The following is a 12,809-nucleotide window of genomic DNA, read 5'->3' as shown; positions in this document are numbered from 1 at the left end:
GCGGCAGTGCGGTCAGCGGTTGACGCCGTCGGCGGGGCGGCGCAGGAGATCGAGGTCGGCGCGGCGCGGCAGGCTCTCCCAGTCGCCCTGGGAGGTGACCGCGAACGCCCCCGCCGCGCACGCCGTGGCCAGCCGCTCGGCCGGGTCGGCCCCCGCCAGCCAGTCGGCCAGCCAACCGGCCGCGAAGGCGTCACCGGCCCCGACGGAGTCGACCTCGGTCACCCGGTACGGCTCCGCCCGCCGGACCTCACCGTCCGACAGCTCCATCGCCCCCTTGGCGCCGAACTTGATCAGCACGTGCCGCGGCCCCAGCGCCGCCAGCGACTTGGCCAGCTCTTCCGCCCCTTCGACGTCGGCGATCAGCCGACCCTCGGCCTCGGTCGCGAACAGCACGTCGACGTCGCCGACGACCTGCCGCAGCCACGCCCCGGCCTCCTCGGGCGTCCACAGGGCCCGGCGGTAGTTGACGTCGAGCGAGACCGGCACCCCGGCGGCCCGCGCCTCGGCCATCGCGTGCCGTACGGCCTCGCGCGCCGACGCCGACAGCGCGGGCGTGATCGCGGAGACGTGCAGCACCCGGGCCGACCGGATGAGCCCGGGGTCGAGGTCGGCGGCGCACAGGCGGGAGCCCGCGCTGTCCTTGCGGTAGTAGCGCACGTCGATGAGGTCGGCCGTGCGCCTGCCCTTGATCATCAGCCCGGTGGGCGCGGCGGGGTCGGGGATCGCGCGCACGTCGACGCCCTCGCCCGCGAGCGTGGCCCGGATCAGGTCGCCGAACTCGTCGGCGCCCACCCGGCCCACCCAGGCCGCCTCGCGGCCGAGCCGGGTCACGCCGATCGCGACGTTGGACTCGGCCCCGCCCAGGCCCAGGTCGAAGTCTCGGGCGAAGCGCATCGGCCCCGTGCGGCGGGCGGCGAACAGCGCCATGGTCTCACCGAAGGTCACCAGCTCGGTCATCGGCTCGGGCTACCCAGCTTTCTTGAGATCCGCGCCGCCGCCCCGGCCACCAGCGGCCCCAGCTCGCGTACTCGCGCGGCGGTGATGCGCGAGGTGAGGCCGGAGACGGAGATGGCCGCGGCGACGGCGTCGTGGTGGTTGAAGATGGGCGCGGCGACGCAGCGCACCTCTGGTTCGTTCTCGCGGTCGTCGACCGCGTAGCCGCGGCGTCTGATGTGCGCCAGCTCCACGCGCAGCCGCTCGACGTCGGTGATCGTGTGCTTCGTCCGCGGCTCCAGGGCCAGGTCGGCCAGGGCCTCCTCGGGCTGCCAGGCCAGGATGGCCTTGCCCACGGCGGTGGAGTGGATGGGGCCGCGGCTGCCGATGCGCGAGGCCATGCGGACGTTGGCCTCGTTTTCCACCTTGTCGATGTAGACGACGTGCGGGGGGTCGTAGACGACCAGGTGGACGGTCTCGCGCACCTCGCTCATCAGCCGGTGCGACTCCTCGGCGGCGACGGCGCGCAGGTCGAGCGTGGCCAGGTACGCCTGCCCGAGCCGCAGCGTGCCGTGCCCCAGCCGGTAGACGCCGGTGCGGCGGTCGCGGTCGAGCAGCTTGGCCTCGACGAGCGGCACGGTCAGCCGCAGCACCGTGCTCTTGGACAGGCCCACTTCCTCGGAGAGCTGGGTGAGGGACAGGCCGGAGTGCTCGCGTACGTGGTCCAGCACGGCCAGGGCGCGTCTGAGCGAGGCGGACCTGTTGCGTTCTGGCACAGGGTCAAAGATACCCGCGAAATCGCGATGCAACATGTCGTTGTGCATTGCACAACAACCTGCCCGAAGGCTTCACGGCTCGCCCGGTGGTTCCTAGTGTCGCGCTCGGGAGGTAATAGTGAAGTTTCTTAACTATGCTGCCGCCGGCGTCGCCCTGCTCGCGCTGGCCGCCTGCGCCCCCTCGACCGCCCCTGCCTCGGGCGGCGGCGACGAGAAGACCGGCACGCTGCGCGTCTGGCTCTACGACGAGCCCAACCGCGCACCCAAGGAGAAGGTCGTCAACGAGGCGATCAAGGAGTTCACCGCCGCGCACGCGGACGTCCAGGTCGAGATCACCTACATCCCGACCACCCCGGCCCGGCACGAGAGGTTCAAGGGCGCCTTCAACGACCCGGCCAGCTCCCCCGACGTCGCCGAGTACGGCAACACCGACCTCGCCGAGTACGCCGCCGCCGGCGGTTTCGCCGACCTGACGGCCGACCTGCAAGGCCAGGACATGACGCCCGACCTGCTCAAGTCGGCCGCCGTGGACGGCAAGCAGTACGGCCTGCCCTGGTTCATCGGCATCCGCGCCCTGTACTACCGCACCGACGTCTTCGACGAGCTGAAGCTGGAGCCCCCGACGTCGATCGCCGAGTTGACCGAGAGCGCCCGCACGATCCGCGAGAAGAAGCCCGACCTGTACGGCATCGCCGTCGGCGGCGAGTACACCTTCGGCGCCCTGCCCTTCGTCTGGGACGCGGGCGGCGACATCACCGCGCTCGACTCGCCCGAGTCGCGCAAGGGCGTCAAGGCGTACACGGACCTGCTGTCGGACGACGTCTGCCCGCCGCAGGCGTGCGTGTCGCTCACCGGCGGCAAGACCGTCGAACTGTTCGCCGGTGGCAAGGCGGCCATGGGCATCCTGGGCAACTTCAGCCGCTCGGCCGTGGACGCAGGGGCGGCGGCCGGCAAGTACGCGGTCGTCCCCCTGCCCGGCTCGGCCCCGGGCTCGATCGCGCCGGCCTTCGCCGGGGGCAACAACCTGGGCGTCATGAAGAACGCCAAGCACCGGACGCTGGCCGTGGAGTTCGTCAAGCTGCTGGGCGGCAAGGCGTACCAGACCAAGATGTACGAGGCCATGGGCAACCTGCCGACGCTGACCGGCGCGCGTGACGAGCTGGCCGCCAAGGACCCGTTCCTCAAGCCGTTCCTGGACACGGTCGCCAAGGGCACCAGGTTCGTGCCGATCGACCCCGCCTGGGTGAAGATCGACAACGGCAAGGTCATCCCCACGATGCTGCAGAAGATCGCCACCGGCCAGGCCACGGTGGACGTCGCCACCACCGAGGCGGCCGACGCCGTCAAGTCGGCCTTCGGCCGCTCGTGACGGCTGAGGCGGTGGCCGTGGCCGGCCGCAGGGAGCGCGAGGGCTCCCGGCGCGGGCGGGCGCGGCCGTGGCTCTACCTGTTGCCGGCGGCGGCCGTGCTCGTGCCGATGTTCGGCTACCCCGTGTACATGCTGGGCCTGCTGTCGGTCTTCGACTACCGCCAGGCCCAGGTCAGCGGGGGACAGCCGAGCACGTTCGTGGGGTTCGCGAACTACGCCGCGCTGCTGGAGGACGGCCGGTTCTGGGAGGTGCTGGCCCAGACGGTCGGGTTCGCGGCGGCGCTCGTGCTGGCCACGCTGGCGGTCGGCGCGTCACTGGCGGTGCTGCTGACCCGGGTCGGGCCCCTGCCCAGGATGGCGCTGTCGCTGGCCGCGATGGGGGCGTGGGCGGCGCCCGCGATGACCGGTTCGACCGTGTGGATGTTCCTGTTCGACGCCGATCTCGGGCTGGTGAACCAGGTGCTCGGGCTCGACGGGTTCAACTGGTTCTACGACCGGTGGGTCACCTTCGGCGTGGTCGGGGCGACCATCGTGTGGCACTCGTTCCCGCTGGTCATGCTGACGCTCTACGCGGGCATCCAGGCCGTCCCCGGCTCGGTGCTGGAGGCGGCGGCGCTCGACGGGGCCTCGGCCTGGCAGGCGTTCTGGAAGGTCGTCGTGCCGATGCTGCGGCCGCTGATCACGATCGTGGTCATCCAGTCGGTCATCTGGGACTTCAAGGTGTTCACGCAGATCTACGTGATGACCAACGGCGGCGGCGTGGCCGGGCAGAACACCGTGCTGAACGTGTACGCCTACCAGACCGCCTTCGGCTCCTCCGAGTACGGGCTCGGCTCGGCCATCGCCGTGGTCATGACGCTCGTGCTGCTGGTGTTCACCCTGTTCTACATCCGGGCGCTGCACCGAGGCGGGGAGCGGCTATGAGACCTGTCACCCGACGGCGCCTGGTGCCCAACACCGTGGCCTGCGTGGTCGCGTTCCTGACCGCGTTCCCGCTCTACTGGATGGTGCTCTCGGCGCTCAAGCCGGACGGCGAGATCCAGTCGCTCGACGTCCGGCCATGGACGGCCCACCCGACCCTGGACAACTTCGTCAGGGTGCTCACCGGGGAGGGGTTCGGGCGCTACCTGCTCAACAGCGCCGGTGTGGCGCTGGCGGTGGTCGTGCTGTCGGCGGCGGTGGCCTTCCTCGCCGCGGTGGCCGTGACCAGGTTCAGGTTCCGCTACCGGACGACCGTGCTGATCATGTTCCTGATCGCGCAGATGGTGCCGGTGGAGGCTCTGACGATCCCGCTGTTCTTCGTGGTCAGGGATCTGGGGCTGCTGAACACGCTGGCCTCGCTGGTGGTGGTGCAACTGGCGTTCACGCTGCCGTTCGCGATCTGGATGATGCGCGGGTTCGTGGCCGCCGTGCCGGAGGCGCTGGAGGAGGCGGCGATGATCGACGGGGCCGGGCGGGCGACCGTGCTGTGGCGGATCCTGTTCCCCCTGGTCGCCCCGGGACTGGTGGCGACCAGCGTGTTCTCCTTCATCACCGCGTGGAACGACTTCATCTTCGCCAGGACCTTCATCATCTCGGCCAAGGACAACCAGACCCTGCCCGCCGCGCTGCTCGTCTTCTTCAAACCGGACGAGAACGACTGGGGCGGGATCATGGCGGCCTCGACGCTGATGACGATCCCCGTACTGATCTTCTTCGTGGCCGTGCAGCGGCGGCTGGTGTCAGGGCTTGGAGGCGCCGTCAAGGACTGAGACGCCGTCAAGGACTGAGACGCCGTCAAGGACTGAGACACGGTGTTCGTCGCCCGGGGCCAGGAACTCCAGCAGGCGCCGGGCCTCCGCCTCGACCTCGTCCAGGCACCCGATCGGCTCCCACTGGTGGAGGGTGAGGGTGGAGACCCCCTTGGCCCGGGCGACGGTCCAGTCGCCGGCCGTGACGCCGTCCACCAGGATGGCGCGCGGCACCACGTTCGTGCCCGCGAAGCCCTTGAGCGCCGCCGCGCCGGTCTCCGAGATGACCCTGGAGCGGTCGGCGTGGGAGAGGAAGAGGTTGTCGAAGTCGTACATGAGGCGGGGCGGGGCGGGGGCGTCCTCGCCGGGGCGTACGGCCTGCGGCAGGTCGTACAGGGTCCTGCCGGTCTCGTCCCTGAACCTGACCAGGTCGAGCGACTCCACCACCTCGCCCAGCCGGGTCAGCCCCGACCACGTCTGCACGTCCATGACCGACGCGGGGCCGAACGCCGCCAGGTATCGCCGTACCAGCTCGGCCGGGGTCATCGGCGGCGCGTCGAAGCCGTCCAGCCAGGACTCCGCGCTGGTGTGCGCGACCGGCCCGCTCCTGCCCCACACGCCGCGCGGCGGCACCTGCACCAGCGGCACCAGCCAGCGCACACCCTGGCCCAGCGCGTGCGGGTCGTTGCCCGGCCAGCGCTCGGCCAGTGCCCGGCCCAGCTCGGCGAACGTCATCGGCCGCGCCTCCAGCAGCGCCCTGCCGGTCGCCGCCAGCTCGTCCAGGTCGACCCCGGCCAGTCTCTTGCCGAACGTCGTACGCGTCATGCGCTCGGTGACCGGCTGCAGCAGCGGCCGCATGGCCAGGCAGTCGCGGGCCGAGACGAGGTGGATGGTCGAGCGTTGCAGCGCGATGCGGACGAGGTCGCGCGAGAGCAGCAACGCGGCGGCGTCGGCGGCCTCGAAGCCCTCGATGCGGTTCCACAGGCCGGTGTACCAGGTGTGCGGGGTCTGCGCCTGCAACCCGCCCAGGTGCTCCACGACCTCGGCCACCGAGCGGTCGGTGCGGCGCAGCAGGTGTTGCCTGTCCAGCGTGGCCCGGTTGAGCGCCCGGCGGTTGATGAGGGGGTCCATGGCAACAGAGGGTAGGGGCTATTGCGGCCGGTCCCGGGCCGCAATAGCCCCTGCGACACCGGCTGATCGCCGGTATTTGGCCTCTAACGCCCGATGGTACGCGCGATTGCGCGATCTGTGAGGAATTCATGCCACTCGGTGTGCGGGCGGGCCGAAGAACTCGGGAACGTGCCACGCGGCGGGCACGGTTTAGGGCTGCGGGCCTTTCGTTATGATCGAAATTGACCGGAATTGCCGTTCGGGGGAGTGAGATGTCCGAAGCCCGGCCGAAGACCCTGCTCGCGATGGGCCCTCAGGTCGCCCCCCGGCTCATCACCGGCCCGGTGCGCGACCGCCTGCTCGCCGTCGCCGACGTGCACCCCGACCTGGTGGTGTCCGACTTCGCCGACCCCGCCGTGGCCGGGGCGCTGGCCGAGGCCGAGGTGCTCTACACGGGCTGGGGGTGCCCGCCCGTCACCGGCCAGGTGCTGGCCGCGGCGCCCCGGCTGCGCGCGATCGTGCACGCGGCCGGGTCCGTCAAGGACCACGTCACCGAGGCGTGCTGGGAACGCGGGCTGCTCGTCTCGTCCGCGGCGGCGGCCAACGCCGAGCCCGTCGCCGAGTACACGCTGGCCGCGATCCTGTTCGCGAACAAGCGAGTGCTCGACAGCGCCCGCCTCTACCGGCAGGAGCGGACGCGGGTCGACCTCGACGCGCGCTTCCCCGGCTTCGGCAACTACCGGCGCACGGTCGGGATCATCGGCGCGTCCAAGATCGGGCGGCGGGTGGTCGAGCTGCTGCGGCCGTTCGAGCTGGACGTGCTCGTCGCGGACCCGTACCTGACGGACGACCTGGGCGTGCCGCACGTCGAGCTGGACGAGCTGTTCGAGCGCTGCGACGTGATCAGCGTGCACGCGCCCGCGCTGCCGGAGACCCGGCACCTCGTCGACGCCGCCCGCCTGGCGCGGATGCCCGACGGCGCCACCCTGATCAACACCGCCCGCGGCGCGCTCGTCGACCAGGAGGCGCTCATCGCCGAACTGGCCTCCGGGCGGCTGTACGCGGTGATCGACGTCACCGAGCCCGACCCGCTGCCGCCCGGCTCGCCCCTCTTCGACCTGCCCAACGTGCTGCTCACCCCGCACGTCGCCGGATCACTCGGCGGCGAGCTGGCCCGGCTCGCCGACCTGGCCGTGGACGAGCTGGCCAGATACGCCAAGGGCCTGCCGTTCGCGCACGGCGTGGCGGCCGGGGAGTTGGCCACGCTCGCCTGATGACTTGCGTGGCGCGCTGGCCCTACGCTGCTCTGCATGCACAGACGGGTGATCGACGGCCGCTTCGAGCTCGTGGAGCGGCTTGGCGGCGGGGGCATGGGCCTCGTGTGGCGGGCCTGGGACGTGGCCCTGCACCGCGAGGTCGCGCTCAAGGAAGTACGCCCGCCCGACCCCTCGATCGACGAGCACGACCCCACCCACGCCCGTGAGCTGCGCTCGCGGGTGCTGCGCGAGGCCCGCGCGCTGGCCAGGCTCAACCACCCCCACGTGGCCACGATCCACCACATCGTGGACCCGGGCGAGCAGGGCTACCCGTGGATCGTCATGGAGCTGGTCACCGGCGGCTCGCTGCAGGACCGCATCCAGCGCGGCCCCATGCCGTCCGTGGAGGTGGCCAGGCTCGGCCGCGAGGTCCTGTCGGCCCTGCGCGCGGCCCACGCGGTCGGCATCCAGCACCGCGACGTCAAACCCGCCAACGTGCTGCTGCGGGATGACGGCAGGTCGGTGCTGACCGACTTCGGCATCGCGGCCATGCGCGAGTCGACGAGCCTGACGGCCACCGGGTCGTTCATCGGCTCGCCGGAGTACATGGCGCCCGAGCGCATCAACGGCGTCGAGGGCGACCCGGCCTCCGACCTGTGGTCGCTCGGCATGATGCTGTACGTCGCGGTGGAAGGACGGCACCCGCTGCGCCGGAGCACCACGCTGGCCACCCTGGCGGCGGTGCTCAACCAGGACGTGCCGCCGCCGGAGCGAGCAGGGACGCTCACGCCCGTGCTGGTCGCCCTGCTCACGCGCGACCCGGCGGGCAGGCCCGACGCGGAGACCCTCGACCGGATGCTGGCCGCGGCCGCCGACCCGCACGCCCCACCCCCGCCCCCCTGGCACTTCGCGCCCGGCCGCGCTCCTGGCCCCGGCCACGGCCCCACCTCCGGCTCTGGCCCTGTGCCCGGCCCTGGCCCCGGCTCTGGTCCTGTGCCCGTCCCGGGTCCTGGCCTAGCTCCCGGTCCTGGCTTCGTCTCTGGGCCCGTTCCTGGTCCTGGTCCTGGGTCCGGTCCTGTGCCCGGTCCTGGTCCCGGGCCGATGCCGCCGGGCGGGGGGCACACCGTGCCACCCGCCGCCGGTCACACGATGCCGCCCGGCTACGGCGGACCGGCTGCGCAGCAGCCCCCGTGGGGCGCGGGGCCGATCCCGCACTCGGGCACCCAGAACACCCGCCGCCCCCGGCGCGGCGGACGGGGAGCGGCGGTGGCGGCGTCGCTGTCGGCGGTCGTGGTGGCAGGAGTACTGGTGTGGCGGTTACTGCCCGGCACCTCCGCCGAGGACGCGGGGGAGGGCGGCACCCCGATCCCCAACGGCTTCACGCTGACGCGCCCCTCCATCGAGACCGGCTCACCCCGCACCCCCGACACCACGCCGACCACCCCGGCCGCCAAGGAGAACCTGCTGACCCCGGCCGGGATGCGCGGGCTGATCAGCAAGCTGAAGCCGACCATCGGCGGCACCAAGGTCGTCAAGATGACGGTGTACCCGGAGTACGCCACCGTCGACGCGCCGCTGAAGCGCGACCCCGAGCTGTACGACACCTACTTCTACCGCGACGGCGCGGTGGGCGACCCGCGCACCGGCGGCGAGGTGGACACGCCGCTGGTGGACCTGTCCACGTTCGACTGGGACAAGCTGCCCGCCCTGCTCAGGAGGGCCGACAAGGACCTCGGCGTGCCCAAGCCCACCAGCCGCTACGTCATCGTGGACCCCGACTACGCCTTCACCTCGACGCGACAGGTGCTGCTGGTCTACGTCAGCGACGACTACCGCGGCGGGTACCTGGTGGCCAGCCCGCAGGGCAAGGTGCTCAAGCTCTACCCCAGCTAGAAGCCCCACAGGCCGCCCGCCGTCCGAGCGGGGCCGGTCGGTCAGCAGACGTCCTGGTAGGCGCTCTCCGGGATCAGGCGGGCCCACTCCGCCTTGCTCAGCGAGCCGCCCGCCCGCGCGCACACCGCGCGTGCCGTCAGCGCGGGATCGACCGCGACCTCGCGTACGGTGCCGTCGAACGCCACCCCGCGCAGCCGCGTGCCGTCCTCGCTGAAGGCCGGTCCCGCGGCCCACGAGCCGACGTTGCCGACCTCGCGCAGGGTCGCGGTGTCCCAGATCGACGTACGGGTGGCGTCGATGGCCAGCAGGTCGCCCTTGGGGGAGAAGCGCAGCTCGTCGACCGGGGCCGTGCCGGTCTCGACGGTGCCGATGGGCTCGCGCTCAGGCACGTCCCAGACGAGCACCCGCCCGCCCTCCAGCCCGAACGCCAGCCGCCCCCCGTCGGGCGAGAACGCCAGCGCGGTCACCGCGGCACCGTCACCGGCCTTGGCGGCCCGTTCGAGCGGGGTGATCCGGCCGGTGCGCAGGTCGAGCAGCCCGGTGCCGGCGGCCAGCGCCGAACCGTCGGGGCTGAAGGCCAGCGCCAGGTCACCCGCGCCCTCGTACGCCTTGATGCGGCGGCCCTCGCGTACGTCCCAGGTCTCCAGGGTCCGGCCGCGCGCGGTGGCCAGCGTACGGCCGTCGGGGGAGAGGGCCACCGCCGGCACGTCACCGCCCGCCTCGATCGCGGCGACCTGCCGCCCGGAGGCCACCTCCCACACGGTCACCGGGTCGCCCGCCACGGCCAGCAGCCGGCCGGCCGCGTCGAAGGCCAGGTCGCCGGCGGCGGCGATGCGGCCGAGCTTCCTGCGCTGCTCGGTGTCGGTGAGCTCGATCGTGTTGCCGACCTCCTTGGCGGCCACCCGCCCGTTGCCGGAGAAGGCGGCGACGTGGCCGTCGTCGGCCGGGGCGGGCAGGCCGGAGACGTCGAGCGTGACGACCGAGCCGGTGCCGCTGAGATAGCGCAGCGCCCGGCCGTCGGCGGAGAAGGACAGGCCGTGGCCGGGGTCGGAGAGGTGGTAGGAGCCGAGGAAGCGGCGCTCGGCCACGTTCCAGACCCGTACCTCGCCGTCGCCGGGCAGGGCCAGCAGCCGGCCGTCGGGGCTGAACGCGGGCGGGCCGGTCGACGAGGTCAGGGTGGTCTCCAGGCCGTTCATGACCTCGACCCCCCATCCCGGGTTCCGTCCGACCAGGGGGGTGCCGTCGTTGGCGCGTGCCGCCTTGTCGTCGCCGGTGCCCGGCCGTGCCTGCGCGGTCGTGTCCTGCTTCGTGTCCGCCGCGATGCCGGGGCTGCTGGAGGCGGCCGGATCGCCGAAGGAGCCGGGACTGGGGGAGGTCACGGCGCCGGGGACGCCGGACGCGGTCGGCGTCGGCAGGGCGGCCACGCCGGAGCCGGGGGAGGCGGCCGGAGCCGGTGGCGTGGGCGTGTCGCGCGGAGCGGCGGGCGCCGCCTGAGCGCTGGACGTCTCGTCGCTCCGAGGGGCGGCCAGCGTGCCGAGGTCCTCCGTGTCGTCGGGTACGGCGTCGTCGGGGACGGCTCCGGTGCCCGGCGGCTGCGCGGGCCCCGCCGGGGGGTTCACCGCGCCCTTCGGCCCCACGAGCGTGATCCCATCGCGGCCCGCCACCGCCAGCGTGGCCCCGTCGGGGCTGAAGGACAGGGCAGGGGCCGCCGCGTCCGCGCCCGTGAGCGGCGCCACCTGCACGACCGCCGTACGGACCCGGCGCGGCGTCAGCTCCCACAGCTCCACCCGCCCGTTGAGCCCGGAGACGGCCGCCCGCGTCCCGTCGGGGGACAGCGCCACCTTCCTGTCGGTCACCTCGAACAACACCCGGGACCCCCGGTAGACCCGCGTCTGGTTGCCCCGGCTGACGGCGTAGACGCCAGAGGCGGGCGCCCGCCCGGTGGTCACGTCGAACGGCAGCCCCGACGCCCCCTCCGCGAAGCGCCCGTCGTCGCTCATCGCCATGCTCCCCGGCGGCAGTGTGTACGAGGCCACCCGCCGCCCCTCGGCCACGTCCCAGACGGTGACGGCGCCGGTGTCCCATCTGACCAGTTCGTCGCCGCGCAGCAGGTAGCGGGCCCGCGCGTCGGCGTCGGGATCGGTGAACACCCCCAGCTCCGGCTGCACCAGCGACGCCTGCAACGCGGCCCGCGCCTCGAAGACCGGCGACAGCCGCCACGCGGCCACGCTCAGCCGCATCGCCGTGCGCGGATCGGACGTACGCAGCGCCTCGGCCCGCGCCGCCACCGCCCGCGCGTCGGCCTCGATGAGGCGCTCGCGCAGGTCGTTCTGCCCGTGTACGGAGACCACGGTCATCGTCACCGCGACCGCCAGCACCGCCGCCACCGTCGTCAGCATGGGCGTCAGGAGCTTCCTGCGCTGCTTCGACAGGGTCACGCTGTCGTTGATGAAGTCGCGTTCGAGCTGGTTGAGTCGTACGTGGCGGCGCTTGGTCGCGGCCCAGCCGAGCGCGGAGTCCAGCTCGTGGCCGCGCAGGAGGTGGCTCCTGCCGCGACGGTGTTCCGACCAGTGCCTGGCCGCCTCGCGGATGCGCCGGTGCACCACCATGCCGTCGCGTTCGTCGGCCATCCAGCGGCGCAGCCGGGGCCAGGCCCGGTAGAGCGCCGTGCTCGCCGGGACCACCCGATCGTCGCTGACGGCCACCAGCTTGCCCACGGCGGTCTCGGCGGGCGGCACACGTATGCTGCGGCGTACCAGCAGGCCGGCCTCCATGAGCGGGCCGAGCACGCCGCCCTCGTCGTGCGGGCTGTCGCCGTCGAGCAGGCGCAGCAGCAGCCCCGGCACCTCCTCCTGCTGGCCGGGCGTGAGCGACTGGTAGGCCCGCTCGGCCACCTCGCCGAGCGACGGCGTCCGTACGTACGCCTCCGGCGCGCGCAGCTCGACCTCGCTCGTGACCGGCAGCTCGGCCGCCGCCGGCCGGTCGCCGGGCTCCTTGGCCAGCGCCCGCCCCACCGGCTCGCGCAGCGGCTCGGGCAGGCAGCTCAGGTCGGGGTCGAAGGTGAGCAGCCGGTGCATGACCGTGCCAGGACTCTCACCGTGGAACGGGTCGTGCCCCGTGGCCGCGAACAGCACCACCGCGCCCCACGCGAACACGTCGGCCGCGGGATCGGCCGCCTGCCCGGTCGTCAGGACCTCGGGCGCCTGATACGTGCACGTGCCGCCCACCGGGCTCCTCGACGGCAGCCCGACCTCGATCACCTTGGGCCCGTCGTCGGCCAGCAGCACGCTCTCGGGGTTCAGCCCCGAATGCGTCAGCCCGGCCTCGTGCAGCGCGCAGAGCGCCGCCGCCAGCGCCCCGGCCAGCGCGACCAGCTCGCCGCCCGCGTAGGGGCCGTGCAGCTCGACGCACTGCCGCAGGTCGGGCCCGCCGACGAACTGGCTCACCACATAGGGGACGCCCTCGTCGGAGCCGACGGCCACCACCTCGGCCAGGTGGCGGCAGGTCACCCGCTCGAATCGGTGTGCGACCTCACCCCGCGGCACGGTGACCGCGAACCTGCGACCCTCGTCGTCGTAAGCGTCGTAGACGACGCCGCGTCCGCCCGCGCCGAGCCTGGCCGCCAGCCAATGGCCGCCAAGCCTCTCGGGGTCACCGGGCACCAAGCGCATCGTCACTGATGCTTAGATGCACGACACCGCCCAATGGTTGTCCGGAAGACGCCACAGGCCCCCCGCGCGCCT

At 73.0% G+C, this 12,809-nt stretch carries 9 protein-coding genes; 5 read left to right on the top strand and 4 right to left on the bottom strand.

Going from position 1 to position 12,809, the window contains the following annotated elements; genetic code table 11:
• Positions 1–12: 12 nt before the first annotated feature.
• Positions 13–957, bottom strand: a complete 945-nt coding sequence (locus ABD844_RS23035; protein ID WP_344881439.1) for a sugar kinase — start codon at positions 955–957, stop codon at positions 13–15.
• Positions 954–1,745: an IclR family transcriptional regulator gene (locus tag ABD844_RS23030; RefSeq protein ID WP_344881436.1), complete on the bottom strand. Its 792-nt coding sequence runs from the start codon at positions 1,743–1,745 to the stop codon at positions 954–956. The genes ABD844_RS23035 and ABD844_RS23030 overlap by 4 nt, the downstream gene beginning before the upstream one ends.
• An 82-nt stretch (positions 1,746–1,827) precedes the next feature.
• Between ABD844_RS23030 and ABD844_RS23025 the strand changes: the two genes are divergently transcribed.
• The 3 genes from ABD844_RS23025 to ABD844_RS23015 are packed head-to-tail and all read left to right on the top strand — an operon-like array spanning position 1,828 to position 4,828.
• Positions 1,828–3,078: an extracellular solute-binding protein gene (locus tag ABD844_RS23025; RefSeq protein WP_344881433.1), complete on the top strand. Its 1,251-nt coding sequence runs from the start codon at positions 1,828–1,830 to the stop codon at positions 3,076–3,078.
• On the top strand, positions 3,075–4,001 hold the full coding sequence (locus tag ABD844_RS23020) for a carbohydrate ABC transporter permease (protein ID WP_344881430.1): 927 nt from the start codon (positions 3,075–3,077) through the stop codon (positions 3,999–4,001). Before ABD844_RS23025 ends, ABD844_RS23020 begins: the two co-directional genes overlap by 4 nt.
• Positions 3,998–4,828 (top strand): carbohydrate ABC transporter permease, encoded by an 831-nt coding sequence (locus tag ABD844_RS23015; protein WP_344881427.1) that lies wholly within the window; start codon positions 3,998–4,000, stop codon positions 4,826–4,828. The genes ABD844_RS23020 and ABD844_RS23015 overlap by 4 nt, the downstream gene beginning before the upstream one ends.
• On the opposite strand, the gene ABD844_RS23010 is transcribed toward ABD844_RS23015, so the two are convergent.
• Positions 4,799–5,938 carry a winged helix DNA-binding domain-containing protein gene (locus ABD844_RS23010; protein WP_344881424.1) on the bottom strand — a complete coding sequence of 380 codons (1,140 nt, stop codon included), beginning with the start codon at positions 5,936–5,938 and terminating at the stop codon, positions 4,799–4,801. The genes ABD844_RS23015 and ABD844_RS23010 overlap by 30 nt on opposite strands.
• Before the next feature lie 251 nt (positions 5,939–6,189).
• Here ABD844_RS23010 and ABD844_RS23005 point away from each other — a divergent pair, with 251 nt between their 5' ends.
• Together ABD844_RS23005 and ABD844_RS23000 are read left to right on the top strand one after the other, a co-directional pair.
• A complete protein-coding gene (locus ABD844_RS23005; RefSeq protein ID WP_344881422.1) occupies positions 6,190–7,191 on the top strand; it encodes a hydroxyacid dehydrogenase in 1,002 nt (333 codons plus the stop codon).
• Positions 7,192–7,227: 36 nt separating this feature from the next.
• Positions 7,228–9,066 carry a serine/threonine-protein kinase gene (locus ABD844_RS23000; RefSeq protein WP_344881419.1) on the top strand — a complete coding sequence of 613 codons (1,839 nt, stop codon included), beginning with the start codon at positions 7,228–7,230 and terminating at the stop codon, positions 9,064–9,066.
• Positions 9,067–9,107: 41 nt separating this feature from the next.
• Here the strand turns inward: ABD844_RS23000 and ABD844_RS22995 are convergent, their stop codons facing one another.
• Entirely contained in the window at positions 9,108–12,737 is a 3,630-nt protein-coding gene (locus ABD844_RS22995) for a protein kinase family protein (protein ID WP_344881416.1), read from the bottom strand.
• Positions 12,738–12,809: the final 72 nt, after the last annotated feature.

This window comes from Nonomuraea antimicrobica (assembly GCF_039536965.1).
Classification (GTDB): Bacteria; Actinomycetota; Actinomycetes; order Streptosporangiales; family Streptosporangiaceae; genus Nonomuraea; species Nonomuraea antimicrobica.
The sequence above is the reverse complement of the archived record's forward strand: the minus strand, read 5'-3'. Positions and strand labels throughout refer to the sequence as shown.

Bases quoted from the DNA above. Each gene is read 5' to 3' on its own strand.
- ABD844_RS23035 (WP_344881439.1), bottom strand. From the start codon at position 957: ATGACCGAGCTGGTGACCTTCGGTGAGACCATGGCGCTGTTCGCCGCC.
- ABD844_RS23030 (WP_344881436.1), bottom strand. From the start codon at position 1,745: ATGTTGCATCGCGATTTCGCGGGTATCTTTGACCCTGTGCCAGAACGC.
- ABD844_RS23005 (WP_344881422.1), top strand. From the start codon at position 6,190: ATGTCCGAAGCCCGGCCGAAGACCCTGCTCGCGATGGGCCCTCAGGTC.
- ABD844_RS23000 (WP_344881419.1), top strand. From the start codon at position 7,228: ATGCACAGACGGGTGATCGACGGCCGCTTCGAGCTCGTGGAGCGGCTT.
- ABD844_RS23010 (WP_344881424.1), bottom strand. From the start codon at position 5,938: ATGGACCCCCTCATCAACCGCCGGGCGCTCAACCGGGCCACGCTGGAC.
- ABD844_RS23015 (WP_344881427.1), top strand. From the start codon at position 3,998: ATGAGACCTGTCACCCGACGGCGCCTGGTGCCCAACACCGTGGCCTGC.
- ABD844_RS22995 (WP_344881416.1), bottom strand. From the start codon at position 12,737: ATGCGCTTGGTGCCCGGTGACCCCGAGAGGCTTGGCGGCCATTGGCTG.